This window comes from Paraburkholderia phenazinium, from assembly GCF_900142845.1.
In the GTDB taxonomy this organism is placed as follows: Bacteria; Pseudomonadota; Gammaproteobacteria; order Burkholderiales; family Burkholderiaceae; genus Paraburkholderia; species Paraburkholderia phenazinium_A.
Map to the genome: position 1 here is coordinate 26,865 of NZ_FSRU01000003.1, position 14,879 is coordinate 41,743.

Below are 14,879 nucleotides of genomic sequence, written 5' to 3' on the forward strand. Positions count from 1 at the left end.
TCTCTTATTTGCCGCCAAGCGTTACAAACAGGGTCAGGAGCCCCAGCATGCCGATGATCATGGCAAACGCGTAGTGGTAGATGTAGCCCGACTGGAGGAAGCGGATCACGCCGGCAAACCAGCCGATAAAGCGCGCGCTGCCATTGACGATCCCGTCGATGACCACCACGTCGCCTTCCTTCCACAGACCGCGGCCGATCGCGACCGCACCGCGTGCGAACACGACCTCGTTGATCTTGTCGAGGTAGTACTTGTTGTCCAGCAGCGTGTAGATCGGGCCGAACGCACGGCGGATCACCGGCGGCAGGTCCGGACGCTTCAGGTACAGGAACCACGAGACGACGACACCAGCCAGCGCCAGCCAGACCGGCACGCCCGACACCGAGTGCAGGCCCATCAGCGCCCAACCCTGGAATTCTTCGGCCATTTCGGACACGGCCGGGTGGTTCGCACCGATGTAGATCACCTTGTCGAACACCACACCATGCGCGAAGAAGTCGCCGAACAGCAGCGGGCCGACCGCGATCGCGCCGATGACGACCGACGGAATCGCCAGCAGCACCAGCGGCAGCCACACCACCCACGGGCTTTCATGCGGCTCGTGCGCGTGGCCGTGATCGTCATGACCGTGTGCATCGTGGCCGTGACCATGGTCGTCGTGCGCGTGACCGTGCGCGGCTTGCGCCGCGGCTTCGATCGCCATCGGCGATTCCGGATGCTTCGGCTTGCGGAAGCGCTCCTCGCCGTGGAACACCAGGAAGTACATGCGGAACGAATACAGCGCCGTGACGAACACGCTCGCCACCACCGCGAAGTACGCGAAACCCGAACCCGGCAGGTGCGACAGCTTCACTGCGTCGATGATCGAGTCTTTCGAGTAGAAGCCCGAGAAGAACGGCGTACCGATCAGCGCCAGCGAACCGATCAGCGACGTGATCCACGTGATCGGCATGTACTTGCGCAGGCCGCCCATGTTGCGCATGTCCTGATCGTGGTGCATGCCGATGATCACCGAACCCGCGCCGAGGAACAGCAGCGCCTTGAAGAACGCGTGCGTCATCAGGTGGAACATGGCGACCGGATAAGCCGACACGCCCAGCGCCACCGTCATGTAACCGAGCTGCGACAGCGTGGAATACGCCACCACCCGCTTGATGTCGTTCTGGACAATCCCGAGGAAACCCATAAACAGCGCGGTAATCGCACCGATGATGGTCACGAACGACAACGCCGTATCCGACAGTTCGAACAGCGGCGACATACGTGTGACCATGAAGATACCGGCCGTCACCATGGTGGCCGCGTGGATCAGTGCGGAGATCGGCGTCGGGCCTTCCATCGAATCCGGCAACCAGACATGCAGCGGGAACTGCGCCGACTTACCCATGGCGCCGATAAAGAGGCAAATACAGGCCACCGTCAGCAGGCCCCAGCTGGTGCCCGGGAAGTTCAGCGCGGCGAGCTCGTGGCTCTTCGCGAACACGTCGCCGTAGTTCAGCGAGCCGGCAAACGCCAGCAGCAGGCCGATACCGAGCAGGAAGCCGAAGTCGCCCACGCGGTTCACGATGAACGCCTTCATGTTCGCGTAGATCGCGCTTTCGCGAGTGAAGTAGAAGCCGATCAGCAGGTACGACACCAGACCCACCGCTTCCCAGCCGAAGAACAGCTGCAGCAGGTTGTTGCTCATCACGAGCATCAGCATCGAGAACGTGAACAGCGCGATGTACGAGAAGAAGCGCTGGTAGCCGTCGTCGTCGGCCATGTAGCCGATCGTGTAGATGTGCACCATCAGCGACACGAAGGTCACAACGCACATCATCATGGCCGTGAGCGAGTCGACGAGGAAGCCGATTTCGAATTTCAGCTTGCCGACCGACATCCATTCGTAGATCGTCGCGTTGAAGCTCGCGCCGTTCATCACGTCGAAGAAGACGATGGCCGAAAGAATGAAGGAAATCGCGACGCCGAGGATCGTGACCGTATGGGCGCCTGCGCGCCCGACCGCCTTGCCGAACAGCCCGGCAATCAGAGAGCCGGCCAGCGGTGCAAGCGGTACCGCCAGCAACAGGTTTTCGTTGAGTGTGCTTGACATGTCTTGCCCCATTAACCTTTGAGCTGATCGAGATCCTCGACATTGATCGTGTCGAGACTACGGAACAGGGTCACCAGAATCGCCAGCCCGATTGCCGCTTCCGCTGCTGCAACCGTCAGCACGAAGAAGACGAAGATCTGGCCATGGACGTCGCCGAGATAGTGCGAGAACGCGACGAAATTGGTGTTCACCGCCAGCAGCATCAGCTCGATCGCCATCAGGATAATGATGACGTTGCGGCGGTTCAGGAAAATGCCCACAACGCTGATCGCAAACAGGATCGCGCCGAGCACAAGGTAATGAGCAAGGGTCAGCATAATTTCTCTCCTGTCTCCTCTCAGCTATTTTTAGCAGTGGCCGGATCCGCAGCGGCGGCCGCCGCTGCAGCAACCGCTGCTGCTTCTTCCGCCGCGATCGTAGCCGCGGTCTTTTCCGAAGGCATCTTCACAACGCGCACGCGGTCTTGCGCGCGCACTTTCACCTGATCGCTCACGTTCTGGCGCTTGCTGTCCTTCGCGTGGCGCGTGGTCAGCGCGATGGCGGCGATGATCGCCACCAGCAGCACCAGACCCGCCACTTCGAAGGCGAAGATGTAGTCCGTGTAGATCACTTTACCGATCACGCGCGTATTCGACCAGCCCGCCATGGCACTACCCGTCGCCACCGTGGTGTCGCGCAGCGGCGTGAGCGTCGCGCCGAAGCCGTGCCACAGGATCAGCGCGGTTTCGATCACGATGATCGCGCCGACGATCGTGGCCATCGGCACGAAGCGTTTGAAGTCGCGTCGCAGCACGTCGATGTTGATGTCCAGCATCATCACCACGAACAGGAACAGCACCATCACCGCGCCGACGTAGACCAGCACCAGCAGGATCGCGAGGAACTCGGCCTGCAGCAGCATCCAGATGGCGGCCGCGTTGAAGAACGCGAGCACCAGGAACAGCGCGGACGCCACCGGGTTTCGGGAGGTGATCACCTTCAGCCCTGACACCACCAGCAGCAGAGCAAAGATGTAGAACAGTACGGTCGTGAATTCCATGATTACCGGTTCATCGTTAGGCCATCGTCAGGCATTGTTCTTTGGCACAAGCGTGCCACGCTACAGCGGTGAAGCAGCAGCCTACGGCCTGACTGCAGGCCGGTACAACGTGATACGTCAAACAAAAGCGCTTCAACCCGCGTCTCAACGATACGGCGCATCCGCTGCCTTGTTTGCAGCGATCTCCGTTTCGTAGCGATCGCCCACGGCCAGCAGCATTTCCTTCGTGAAATACAGGTCGCCGCGCTTTTCGCCGTGATATTCGAGAATGTGCGTCTCGACGATCGAATCGACGGGGCAGCTTTCTTCGCAGAAACCGCAGAAAATGCACTTGGTCAGATCGATGTCGTAACGCGTCGTGCGACGGGTGTTGTCCGCGCGCGTTTCGGATTCGATCGTGATGGCCAGTGCCGGGCACACGGCTTCGCACAGCTTGCAGGCAATGCAGCGCTCTTCGCCGTTTTCATAGCGGCGCAGCGCGTGCAGGCCGCGGAAACGCGGCGAAATCGGGGTCTTCTCTTCCGGAAACTGCACCGTGATCTTGCGCTGGAACGTATACCGTCCGGTCAGCGCGAGGCCCTTGAGCAACTCCGTCAGGAAGAAGGTCTTGAAGAAGTTTTGGATTGCGGTCATAGGTTCATCCGCCCTTTATTTCCAGATGTTCAACGGCGACATGATCCAGAAGCCGACCACCACCAGCCACACCACGCTGACCGGAATAAACACCTTCCAGCCCAGACGCATGATCTGGTCATAGCGGTAGCGCGGGAACGTGGCACGCGCCCAGATGAACACCGACAACAACAAGAACACTTTCAGCACCAGCCAGAAAATGCCCGGAATAAACGACAGGAAGCCGAACGGTGCGCTCCAGCCGCCGAGGAACAGCGTGGAGGCGAGCGCCGAGATCACGATCATGTTGATGTACTCGGCGAGGAAGAACAGCGCGAACGCCATACCCGAGTAATCGATCATGTGACCCGCGACGATTTCCGACTCCCCTTCCACCACGTCGAACGGGTGGCGGTTCGTTTCGGCGATGCCCGAGATGAAGTACACCACGAACATCGGCAGCAGCGGCAGCCAGTTCCACGACAGAAAGGTCAGGCCGTAGCCGGCGAAGATGCCGCGCTCTTGCGAGGTCACGATATCCGACAGGTTCAGGCTGCCCGAGGTCATCAGCACCACGACGAGCGCGAAGCCCATCGAGATTTCGTACGAGACCATCTGCGCCGCGGCGCGCATGGCGCCGAGGAACGCGTACTTCGAGTTCGACGCCCAGCCGGCCAGAATCACGCCGTACACACCGATCGACGAAATCGCCATGGCGTACAGCAGGCCCGCGTTGATGTCGCCGAGCACCGCGCCCGCCTGGAACGGAATCACCGCCCAGACCGCGAAGGCCGGCACCACCACCATGATCGGCGCGATCAGGTAGATCCAGCGGCTGGCTTGCGCCGGTTGAATCACTTCCTTGAGCAGGAGCTTGAGCACGTCGGCGATCGGCTGCAGCAAACCGGCAGGACCGACGCGGTTCGGACCGAGACGCACGTGCATCCAGCCGATCAGCTTACGTTCCCAGAGGATCAGGTAAGCCACGCACAGCAGGATCACGACGGCTACCACCAGGATGCGCACCAGTGCCCACACCGTGGGCCATGCCGCACCGAGAAGTTGAGTGCCGCCCGAGTTGATCGATTCGAACATTTACGCCTTCTCCACCAGCAGTTCACCGAACAGGCTGCCCAGCGCTGCACCGGCAGGCGTGGCCGCCGATACGCGGACGACTGTCTCCGCAAGATTTGCATCGCGCACGGCCGGCAACTGGACCGAGCGCTCACCCTGGCGCACGCGCACCGCGTCGCCGTCTTTCAGACCCAGCTTGTCGAACAGCGCAGCCGGCAGGCCGACGGTGTTCGCCACCCGTGCAGCCGCCGTCAGATGCAGCGATTCCGCGCGGCGCACCAGCGGGTCGGCGTGGTAGATCGGCACATCGGCAATGCGCTCGAACGCGCCGTCGGCCGCTTTGGCTGCCGTACCGCGTGCCACTGCGACGCCGGTCTTGTTCGACAGACGCGCGCTCAGGTCGCCGTCGCCGAGCGCGGCCTTGCGCACTTCTTCCGAAGTATCGAATTCGAAGCCCGGCAGGCCGAGCAGGCTGCCCAGCACGCGCAACACCTTCCATGCCGGACGCGTGTCGCCCAGCGGACGCACTACGCCGTTGAAGGTCTGCACCGTGCCTTCCGCGCTGACGAAGGTGCCGGCCGTTTCCGTGAACGGCGCGATCGGCAGCAGCACGTCGGCGTATTCGGCGCCGGTCTGGAACGGCGACAGCACCACCACCATTTCAGCCTGGTTCAACGCGGCCAGGGCTTGCGCCGGGTTGGCCGTGTCGAACTCCGGCTCGACGTTGAGCAGCACGTAACCCTTGCGCGGCTGTTCGAACACTTCGCGAGCGTTCAGACCGCCTGCGCCCGGCAGCGCGCCGACGAGGTGAGCACCCACCGTGTTCGCCGCTTCCGTGAGGAAGCCGAGCGTGGCGCCGGTGGTGTCCGCGATCCATTGGGCCGCGGCGTGAATACGGGCAAAGTCCGGGTGACGCACTGCGGCGTTGCCGAGCAGCACGAGGCGCAGTTCGCCCGCTGCGAGCGACGCTGCCACTTGCTTGTGCGCATCGCTCGGCTGCGTGCCGGCGAAGACTTCCGGCAAAGCCGCACCGCGCGCTTCGGAGACCGCAGCGGCGACACCGGCGAGTTCGCCGAGCCATGCGGACGGCGCGGCCACCACGCGTTTTGCTTCCGGGATCAGCGCGTTGTCGTTGGTGGCTTGCACGAGCGTCAGTTGCGCGCCGCCCTTGGCGGCCTGGCGCAGACGCGCGGCCAGCAGCGGGTGATCGCGGCGCAGGTCCGAGCCGATGATGAACGCCGCGTCGACGTTCGACAGGTCGGCAACCTTCGCGCCAAGCCAAGGCGTACCGTTGACCGGTGCCGAGAAATCCGCCTGACGCAGGCGGAAGTCGACGTTAGGCGTGCCGACTGCTTGCGCGAGTTGCTTCAGCAGGAACAGTTCTTCGACGGTGCTGTGGGCGCTGCCGAGAGCGGCCAGCGCGTCTGCGCCATGGTCGTCCTTGATGCCCTTCAGGCCCTTCACGACGTAGTCGAGCGCTGTCTGCCAGTCGGTTTCGACCCACTTGCCGCCTTGCTTCAGCATCGGCTGCGTGAGGCGTTCCGGGCTGTTCAGGCCTTCGTACGAGAAGCGGTCCTTGTCCGAGATCCAGCATTCGTTGATGGCTTCGTTCTCGAACGGCAGCACGCGCATCACGCGGTTGTTCTTGACCTGCACCACCAGATTTGCGCCGACGGAATCGTGCGGGCTCACCGACTTGCGGCGCGACAGTTCCCACGTGCGGGCGCTGTAGCGGAACGGCTTGCTGGTGAGCGCGCCGACCGGGCACAGATCGATCATGTTGCCCGACAGTTCGGAGTCGACCGTCTTGCCGACGAACGAGGTGATTTCCGAATGCTCGCCGCGGCCCAGCATGCCCAGCTCCATCACGCCGGCAATTTCCTGGCCGAAGCGGACGCAACGCGTGCAGTGAATGCAACGCGTCATTTCTTCCATCGAGATCAGCGGGCCGACGTTCTTGTGGAACACCACGCGCTTCTCTTCGCTATAGCGCGAGGACGACTTGCCGTAGCCCACCGCCAGATCCTGCAACTGGCATTCGCCGCCCTGGTCGCAGATCGGGCAGTCGAGAGGGTGGTTGATCAGCAGGAATTCCATCACGGCTTGCTGACCCTGCACGGCCTTGTCGGACTTGGTGCGCACGATCATGCCCGCCGACACCGGCGTGGCACAGGCGGGCACGGCCTTCGGCATCTTTTCGACGTCGACCAGGCACATCCGGCAGTTGGCCGCAATCGACAGCTTCTTGTGATAGCAGAAGTGAGGAATGTACGTGTCGACCTTATGCGCAGCCTGGATCACCATGCTGCCTTCAGGCACCTCTACTTTCTTGCCGTCTATTTCAAGTTCAACCATGATGGTCAATCTTCCTTAACCTGTTACCGCTCAATCGTTCGCCCGTTCATCGCCACACAGCGAAGAACCCCGCGGTTGACGCTTCTGGTGGATGGGCCGCTTGTTGCCGACCCGTCGTTCGCTGTTTGTTTAAGCCGCCACCGTTTCCGAAGCATGCGCTGCGCCGGCATGACCGCCCACGAGGCAGTGCTTGTGCTCGACGTGATATTCGAACTCGTCCCAGTAGTGCTTGAGCATGCCGCGCACCGGCATGGCCGCTGCATCGCCGAGCGCGCAAATCGTGCGGCCCATGATGTTGCCGGCCACGGAATTCAGCAGGTCCAGATCTTCCTTGCGGCCGAGGCCGTGCTCGATACGATGCACGACGCGATACAGCCAGCCCGTGCCTTCGCGGCAAGGTGTGCACTGACCGCAGGACTCTTCGTAATAGAAGTACGACAGACGCAGCAGCGAACGGACCATGCAGCGGGTCTCGTCCATCACGATCACCGCGCCCGAACCGAGCATCGATCCCGCCTTGGCGATCGAGTCGTAGTCCATGTCCGTATGCATCATCATCTCGCCCGGAATCACCGGCGCGGACGAGCCGCCAGGAATCACGGCCTTGATCTTCTTGCCGCCGCGCATGCCGCCGGCAAGATCCAGCAGCGTCGCGAACGGCGTGCCGAGCGGAACTTCATAGTTGCCCGGACGTTCGACGTCGCCCGACACCGAGAAAATCTTCGTGCCGCCGTTGTTCGGCTTACCCAGTTCCAGGTAAGTCTGCGGACCGACCGTCAGCAGGAACGGCACGGCTGCGAATGTTTCGGTGTTGTTGATCGTGGTCGGCTTGCCGTACACGCCGAAGCTCGCCGGGAACGGCGGCTTGAAGCGCGGCTGGCCCTTCTTGCCTTCCAGCGACTCGAGCAGCGCGGTTTCTTCGCCGCAGATATAGGCGCCGTAACCGTGGTGCGCATGGAGCTGGAACGAGAAGCCCGAGCCCATGATGTTGTCGCCGAGGAAACCGGCGCGGCGCGCTTCTTCCAGCGCCTCTTCGAAGCGGCGGTACTCCGCGAAAATCTCGCCGTGGATATAGTTGTAGCCCACGGTGATGCCCATCGCGTACGCGCCGATAGCCATGCCTTCGATCAGCGCATGCGGGTTATAGCGCAGGATGTCGCGATCCTTGAACGTGCCCGGCTCGCCTTCGTCCGAATTGCAGACGAGATACTTTTGCCCCGGGAACTGACGCGGCATGAAGCTCCACTTCAGACCGGTCGGGAAGCCTGCACCCCCACGGCCACGCAGGCCCGACGCCTTGACGTCGGCAATCACCTGCTCGGGCGGAATCTTCTCTTCCAGAATACGGCGCAGCTGGGCGTAACCGCCGCGCGACACGTAGTCTTCGAGATGCCAGTTGTCGCCGTTCAGGCCGGCGAGAATCAGCGGTTTGATGTGACGATCGTGAAGTGACGTCATTTCGAGAGCTCCTCGAGCAGCTGGTCGATCTTCGCGCGGCTCATGAAGCTGCACATGCGATGGTTGTTCACCAGCATCACCGGCGCATCGCCGCACGAACCCATGCACTCGCCTTCTTTCAAGGTGAACTTGCCGTCCGCGGTGGTTTCGCCGAAGTCGATGCCGAGCTTCTGCTTCAGGTATTCGGCCGCGCTTTCCGAGCCGCCGTCCGGACCGAGCTGGCACGGCAGATTCGTGCAGAGCGTGATCTTGTGCTTGCCGACCGGCGACGTCTCGTACATCGTGTAGAAGGTCGCAACCTCCTGCACGGCGACTGCGGGCATGCCGAGATAGTCCGCGACGAACTGCATCAGTTCGGGCGACAGCCAGCCATGCTCTTCCTGAGCAACGGCCAACGCCGCCATGACGGCGGACTGTTGCTGACCGGCGGGATACTTCGCGATCGCACGATCGATTTCTTTCAGGCCTTCAGCTGAGATCATTTTCAGACACGACTCTTTCAATTCCTACCGAACGAAAACCCGTCGCGCGCTGCATGTTGCGACAGACCCGGCGTTCCTTTGCTTGACACGCGCACGCTACGGCTGCGACGCGCGCGCCACGATGAAAACCGCTCTTAACGATCGATTTCGCCGAACACGATGTCCTGTGTGCCGATAATCGTCACGGCATCCGCAATCATGTGACCGCGCGCCATTTCGTCGAGCGCGGACAGATGCGCATAACCCGGCGCGCGAATCTTCAGACGGTACGGCTTGTTCGCGCCGTCCGAGATCAGATAGATGCCGAACTCGCCCTTCGGATGTTCGACTGCCGCGTATGCTTCGCCTTCCGGCACGTGGAAGCCTTCCGTGAAGAGCTTGAAATGGTGAATCAGCTCTTCCATGTTCGACTTCATGCCGACGCGCGACGGCGGCGCAATCTTATGATTGTCGATCATTACGGGGCCCGGATTGTTGCGCAACCACTCAATGCATTGTTTCGCAATCCGAGTTGATTGACGCATTTCTTCGACGCGAACCAAGTAGCGGTCGTAACAATCGCCGTTCACGCCCACCGGAATGTCGAAGTCCAGCTTGTCATACACTTCATACGGCTGCTTCTTGCGCAGATCCCACTCGACGCCCGAGCCGCGCAGCATCGCGCCGGTCATGCCCAACTGCAACGCACGCTCCGGGCTCACCACGCCAATGCCGACCAGACGCTGCTTCCAGATCCGGTTGTCGGTGAGGAGCGTTTCGTATTCGTCGACACAATGCGGGAAGCGGGTGAAGAAGTCGTCAATGAAGTCGAGCAACGAACCCTGGCGGGTCTCGTTCATCTTCGACAGCGCCTTCGCGTTGCGAATCTTCGATGCCTTGTACTGCGGCATGGCTTCCGGCAGATCGCGATACACACCGCCCGGACGATAGTAAGCCGCGTGCATCCGGGCGCCGGACACCGCTTCGTACACGTCCATCAGGTCTTCGCGCTCGCGGAACGCATACAGAAACACCGCCATGGCGCCAACGTCGAGCGCGTGCGAGCCGATCCACATCAGGTGGTTCAGCACACGCGTGATTTCGTCGAACAGCACGCGGATGTACTTGGCACGCACCGGCACGTCGATGCCGAGCAGCTTTTCGATGGCCATCACGTAGCCGTGCTCGTTGACCATCATCGACACATAGTCGAGGCGGTCCATGTACGGCACGGACTGGATGAACGTCTTGGTTTCCGCGAGCTTTTCGGTGGCGCGGTGCAGGAGGCCGATATGCGGGTCGGCGCGCTGGATCACTTCGCCGTCGAGTTCGAGCACAAGGCGCAGCACACCGTGCGCGGCCGGGTGCTGCGGGCCGAAGTTAAGCGTGTAGTTTTTGATCTCTGCCATGGCGTTCCCTTAGTGTTTCAGACCGCCATAGCGATCCTCGCGGATCACGCGCGGCGTGATTTCCCGCGGCTCGATCGTCACAGGCTGATAGACGACGCGCTTCTCTTCCGGGTCGTAACGCATTTCAACGTAGCCGGAGACAGGGAAATCCTTGCGGAACGGGTGACCGATGAAGCCGTAGTCGGTCAGAATACGGCGCAGGTCCGGGTGACCTTCGAAGACGATGCCGAACAGGTCGAATGCTTCGCGCTCGTACCAGTTGGCCGAATTCCAGATGTCGACCACGGACGGGATCAGCGGCACGTCGTCGTCCTGCGCGAATACGCGCACACGCAGACGCCAGTTGTTCGCCACCGACAGCAGATGCAACACGGCGGCAAAACGCGGACCGTCGTAAGCGCCGTCGCCGTAGGTCTGGTAGTCGACGCCGCACAGGTCAACCAGCTGCTCGAAGCGCAGCGACAAATCGTCGCGGAGGCGCGTCGCAATATCTTGATATTCTCTTGCACTCACGACGATTGTGAGCTCGCCGATTGCTTCGGTGATGCTCAGCAGGCGGCCGCCAAAGGCCGCCTCGAGGTTCGCTTTCAGGGTCTCGAGTTTGCTTGCCATATTGTGGGGGTGGCTCTGGCCTTATTGACGTGCGATGGTGTTGGTGCGACGGATCTTCGCCTGTAGCTGGATCACGCCGTAGACCAGCGCTTCTGCAGTGGGCGGACAACCCGGCACATAGACGTCGACCGGCACGATCCGATCGCAACCACGTACCACTGAATACGAATAGTGATAGTAGCCGCCGCCGTTCGCGCACGAACCCATCGAGATCACCCAGCGCGGTTCGGCCATCTGGTCGTAGACCTTGCGCAGAGCGGGCGCCATCTTGTTGCACAGCGTGCCGGCGACGATCATCACGTCCGACTGACGCGGACTCGGACGAAACACCACGCCGAAACGGTCAAGGTCATAACGGGCGGCGCCCGCATGCATCATCTCGACCGCGCAACACGCAAGACCGAACGTCATCGGCCACAGGGAGCCGGTGCGCGTCCAGTTGATCAGCTTGTCAGCCGTGGTGGTGACAAACCCTTCCTTCAAGACCCCTTCGATACTCATTTGCTTTCCACTCCAGACGGGGCGGCTAGCACTCGCCACCCACGCAAACCGGCGATTAATCCATCATTCCCAGTCCAGCCCGCCCTTCTTCCAGATGTAGGCGAAGCCCAACAGGAACTCGAGCAGGAAAATCATCATTGCCATGAAGCCGGGCCAGCCGATGTCGCGCAGGGCTACGCCCCACGGGAACAGGAACGCGGTTTCAAGATCGAAAATGATGAAGAGAATGGCGACGAGATAGTAGCGCACATCGAATTTCATGCGCGCATCTTCGAATGCTTCGAAGCCGCACTCGTATGGTGCGTTCTTCTCGGTATCGGGCCTGTTCGGACCGAGGATCTTGCCAATACTGACCAGTGCTACGCCTAAACCAGTGCCCACCAGGAGGAACAACAAGACGGGGTAATAGGCTGCGAGGTTCAAGACTATCCTCAATCGGTTGGTTCTGAGTGCCGCCAGGGACTAGATCACCCGGCACGAAATTACTTCGGCGCGCTTGACGCTGCAACTTTAACGCAAACACCAGCCAGAAGCGAAAATGCCAGCCGAAGCGAAGCAAGCGGCTGGCATTTAGATAACATTGGTGCCGACGGCGAGACTCGAACTCGCACAGCTTTCGCCACTACCCCCTCAAGATAGCGTGTCTACCAATTTCACCACGTCGGCACTACTGCAATCCGGGAAATCAACTTGTAAAACCCGCGAATCGCTTCAAGACTTAGATTGTAACTGGTTCAAACAGTTTGTTCAACGCACCACGGCCACTTTTCCCGAAAATTTATTTCGGCACGTCCTGGCCCGGCGTCGATGCGGCCACTGCCGGCGCCGCACCCGATGCACCAGCCGGCACGGCTGCGGACGACGCCGCAACCGGAGCGGTCGCTACCGCGCCAAGCAAGCCTGCAGAAGGCTTGGCGTGATATGAGCCGAGGTACGTGAGGGTCAGCGTGCTGATAAAAAAGACCGCTGCAAGCACCGCGGTGGTACGCGACAGGAAGTTAGCCGAACCCGTCGCACCGAACAGACTGCCCGATGCGCCGCTGCCGAAAGCAGCACCCATGTCGGCGCCCTTACCGTGCTGCAGCAACACGAGGCCGATGACCCCAAGCGCCGACAACAACTGAACGACGATAATCAATGTTTTCAAAACCAGCATCACACTCACCTGAGTCTTTATTTAATCGCGCGGCACAAGGCGCACCGCACGCAATGGGTCTTCCTCACCCGGGCAACCTGCTTACTGCGTGACGCTCACCGCGCCGGCCGCCTTGCAGATTGCCAGGAAATCCTGGTCCTTCAACGACGCGCCGCCAATCAGGCCACCGTCGATATCCGGCTGACGGAACAACTCTTCCGCATTCTCCGGCTTCACGCTACCGCCATACAACAGTGCTACGTCAGGCGCACCCTTCGCAACGAGACGCGCACGCAAGAACGCGTGAACCTGCTGGGCCTGTTGCGCCGTGGCGCTCTTGCCGGTGCCGATCGCCCAAACAGGCTCGTACGCGACGACAATGCGCGCCGCCTCTTCGGACGACAACTTCGCCAGCACTTCGTCCAGCTGCACACCGACCACCTGCTCGGTCTTGCCTGCCTCGCGCTCTTCGAGCGTTTCGCCGACACAGACAATGGGCGTCAACCCCGCTTCGAGCACACGCTGCGTCTTGACGGCCACCAGCTCCGCACTCTCGCGGTGATAAGCCCGGCGCTCCGAGTGCCCGACGATGGCCAGCGACGCACCGAAGTCAACGGCCATCGGCGCGGCCACTTCGCCCGTGTAGGCGCCCTCGGTGTAGGCCGAGACGTCCTGCACGCCCCACACGACGCGACTGCCGTCCAGCAGCGCCTGCGCCTGCGCGAGATACGGGCACGGTACACAGACCCCAACCCGGACGTCGTCCGGCAGCGCTCCGGCGCCCTGCGCGACGGCCTGGAGCAGAGCCGTGTTGCCGGCCAGCCGCCCGTGCATCTTCCAGTTACCGACTACCAGCTTCGCTCGTTGTTTCGACATCGTCTCGTCTTGTCGTTTCGTCCTGCAGTGGCAGGCAGGTGCGGTTTGCGCAGAATGTGCAGCCTCATTTGCAACCCGGCTGCCCACCTTTCGGAATCATGCAGCGCACGCAAAACACGCAATTTTACTGTGACCAGGCGGATCGGGTCAAACCGGGTGTGTCAAGCCGGCTGTGTCAGCCCGGCCCAATCCAGCATGATCTTGCCCACATGCGTACTGCTTTCCATCAGCGCGTGCGCTTCGGCGGCTTGCGCAGCCGGGAACACCTTGTAGATCACCGGCTTGATCCGGCCGTCCTCGAGGTGCGGCCACACCCGGGCCTTGAGCTGCGCCGCGATCTTCGCCTTGAATTCGACGGGCCGCGGACGCAAGGTCGAACCGGTTATCGTCAGACGACGGCGCAGGATCTCGTGCAGGTTCAGCTCCGCTTTCGCGCCGCCCAACGTCGCGATCAGCACGATCCGGCCGCCGTCGGCCAGCGCGGTCAACTCGCGCGGCACGTAGTTGCCCGCCACCATGTCGAGAATCACGTCGACACCGCGATCGTTCGTCAGCGACTTGAGGACTTCGACGAAGTCCTCAGTTTTATAGTTGATCGCACGCTCGGCGCCCAACTGTTCGCAAGCGCGGCACTTGTCGTCGGACCCCGCCGTAGCAAACACGCGAAAACCCAGGGCATGGGCGATCTGGATGGCCGTCACGCCAATGCCGCTCGAGCCGCCCTGCACCAGCAAGGTTTCGTTGGGGCCGCCCTCGCCCGCGCCCAGTTGCGCGCGCTCGAACACGTTGCTCCAGACGGTAAAGAAGGTTTCCGGCAACGAAGCCGCTTCGATATCCGAGAGCCCCTTGGGCACCGGCAGACACTGCGCGAGCGGCGCGGCGGCATATTCGGCGTAACCGCCGCCTGCCAGCAATGCGCAGACGCGATCGCCGATTTTCAGTCCGAACGGGTTGTGCTTCTCGTCGATCGTCCCGCCGACGATCTCCCCCGCCACTTCCAGCCCCGGCAGATCCGACGCGCCCGGCGGCGGTGCGTAGCCGCCCTTGCGCTGGAACACGTCCGGACGATTCACGCCCGAGGCCGCCACCTTGATCAGCACCTCACCCGCTTTCGGCTGCGGCGTGGGCCGCTCCGCGAGCTTCAAGACGTCCGGCGCACCGAATTCGGTAATTTCGATCGCTTTCATCTGCGTCACCTCCAAGGTTTGGATTGGACTGCCAACCTGGCTTTGGCCCGGTTGGCAGTGCGATCCAC

Annotated in this window: 15 protein-coding genes and 1 tRNA gene; all 16 read right to left on the minus strand. The window is 61.8% G+C overall.

Annotated features, from left to right (window positions below; all coding sequences use genetic code 11):
- Nucleotides 1-4: 4 nt before the first annotated feature.
- The 16 genes from nuoL to BUS12_RS33770 all read right to left on the minus strand — a co-directional run bounded on the left by nuoL (nt 5) and on the right by BUS12_RS33770 (nt 14,811).
- The gene (nuoL, locus tag BUS12_RS33695; protein WP_074302702.1) at nt 5-2,092 is read right to left on the minus strand and encodes an NADH-quinone oxidoreductase subunit L; all 2,088 of its coding nucleotides are present in this window, start codon (nt 2,090-2,092) and stop codon (nt 5-7) included.
- 11 nt (nt 2,093-2,103) lie between these two features.
- Nucleotides 2,104-2,409, minus strand: coding sequence for an NADH-quinone oxidoreductase subunit NuoK (gene nuoK / locus BUS12_RS33700; protein ID WP_013339863.1), 306 nt, complete (start codon nt 2,407-2,409; stop codon nt 2,104-2,106).
- Nucleotides 2,410-2,429: 20 nt separating this feature from the next.
- Nucleotides 2,430-3,131 (minus strand): NADH-quinone oxidoreductase subunit J, encoded by a 702-nt coding sequence (locus BUS12_RS33705; protein ID WP_074301863.1) that lies wholly within the window; start codon nt 3,129-3,131, stop codon nt 2,430-2,432.
- Between the two features lie 144 nt (nt 3,132-3,275).
- Nucleotides 3,276-3,764 (minus strand): NADH-quinone oxidoreductase subunit NuoI, encoded by a 489-nt coding sequence (gene nuoI / locus BUS12_RS33710; RefSeq protein ID WP_074301864.1) that lies wholly within the window; start codon nt 3,762-3,764, stop codon nt 3,276-3,278.
- Nucleotides 3,765-3,779: 15 nt separating this feature from the next.
- The gene (gene nuoH / locus BUS12_RS33715) at nt 3,780-4,838 is read right to left on the minus strand and encodes an NADH-quinone oxidoreductase subunit NuoH (protein ID WP_074301865.1); all 1,059 of its coding nucleotides are present in this window, start codon (nt 4,836-4,838) and stop codon (nt 3,780-3,782) included.
- A complete protein-coding gene (nuoG, locus tag BUS12_RS33720) occupies nt 4,839-7,172 on the minus strand; it encodes an NADH-quinone oxidoreductase subunit NuoG (RefSeq protein ID WP_074301866.1) in 2,334 nt (777 codons plus the stop codon).
- Between the two features lie 129 nt (nt 7,173-7,301).
- Nucleotides 7,302-8,630, minus strand: a complete 1,329-nt coding sequence (gene nuoF, locus BUS12_RS33725) for an NADH-quinone oxidoreductase subunit NuoF (RefSeq protein ID WP_074301867.1) — start codon at nt 8,628-8,630, stop codon at nt 7,302-7,304.
- Nucleotides 8,627-9,112, minus strand: a complete 486-nt coding sequence (gene nuoE, locus BUS12_RS33730) for an NADH-quinone oxidoreductase subunit NuoE (RefSeq protein ID WP_074301868.1) — start codon at nt 9,110-9,112, stop codon at nt 8,627-8,629. Before nuoE ends, nuoF begins: the two co-directional genes overlap by 4 nt.
- Before the next feature lie 134 nt (nt 9,113-9,246).
- Complete coding sequence (locus BUS12_RS33735; RefSeq protein WP_074301869.1) at nt 9,247-10,500, minus strand: NADH-quinone oxidoreductase subunit D; 1,254 nt, start codon at nt 10,498-10,500, stop codon at nt 9,247-9,249.
- Nucleotides 10,501-10,509: 9 nt separating this feature from the next.
- Entirely contained in the window at nt 10,510-11,112 is a 603-nt protein-coding gene (locus BUS12_RS33740) for an NADH-quinone oxidoreductase subunit C (RefSeq protein WP_074301870.1), read from the minus strand.
- Nucleotides 11,113-11,133: 21 nt separating this feature from the next.
- Nucleotides 11,134-11,613 (minus strand): NuoB/complex I 20 kDa subunit family protein, encoded by a 480-nt coding sequence (locus BUS12_RS33745; RefSeq protein WP_006052903.1) that lies wholly within the window; start codon nt 11,611-11,613, stop codon nt 11,134-11,136.
- Nucleotides 11,614-11,676: 63 nt separating this feature from the next.
- Nucleotides 11,677-12,036, minus strand: a complete 360-nt coding sequence (locus BUS12_RS33750) for an NADH-quinone oxidoreductase subunit A (protein ID WP_074265311.1) — start codon at nt 12,034-12,036, stop codon at nt 11,677-11,679.
- A 158-nt stretch (nt 12,037-12,194) separates the two neighbouring features.
- Nucleotides 12,195-12,279 (minus strand) — tRNA-Leu (locus BUS12_RS33755).
- 112 nt (nt 12,280-12,391) lie between these two features.
- On the minus strand, nt 12,392-12,769 hold the full coding sequence (gene secG / locus BUS12_RS33760) for a preprotein translocase subunit SecG (RefSeq protein WP_074301871.1): 378 nt from the start codon (nt 12,767-12,769) through the stop codon (nt 12,392-12,394).
- An 81-nt stretch (nt 12,770-12,850) separates the two neighbouring features.
- Complete coding sequence (gene tpiA / locus BUS12_RS33765) at nt 12,851-13,624, minus strand: triose-phosphate isomerase (protein WP_074301872.1); 774 nt, start codon at nt 13,622-13,624, stop codon at nt 12,851-12,853.
- Between the two features lie 161 nt (nt 13,625-13,785).
- Complete coding sequence (locus tag BUS12_RS33770) at nt 13,786-14,811, minus strand: NAD(P)H-quinone oxidoreductase (RefSeq protein WP_074301873.1); 1,026 nt, start codon at nt 14,809-14,811, stop codon at nt 13,786-13,788.
- Nucleotides 14,812-14,879: the final 68 nt, after the last annotated feature.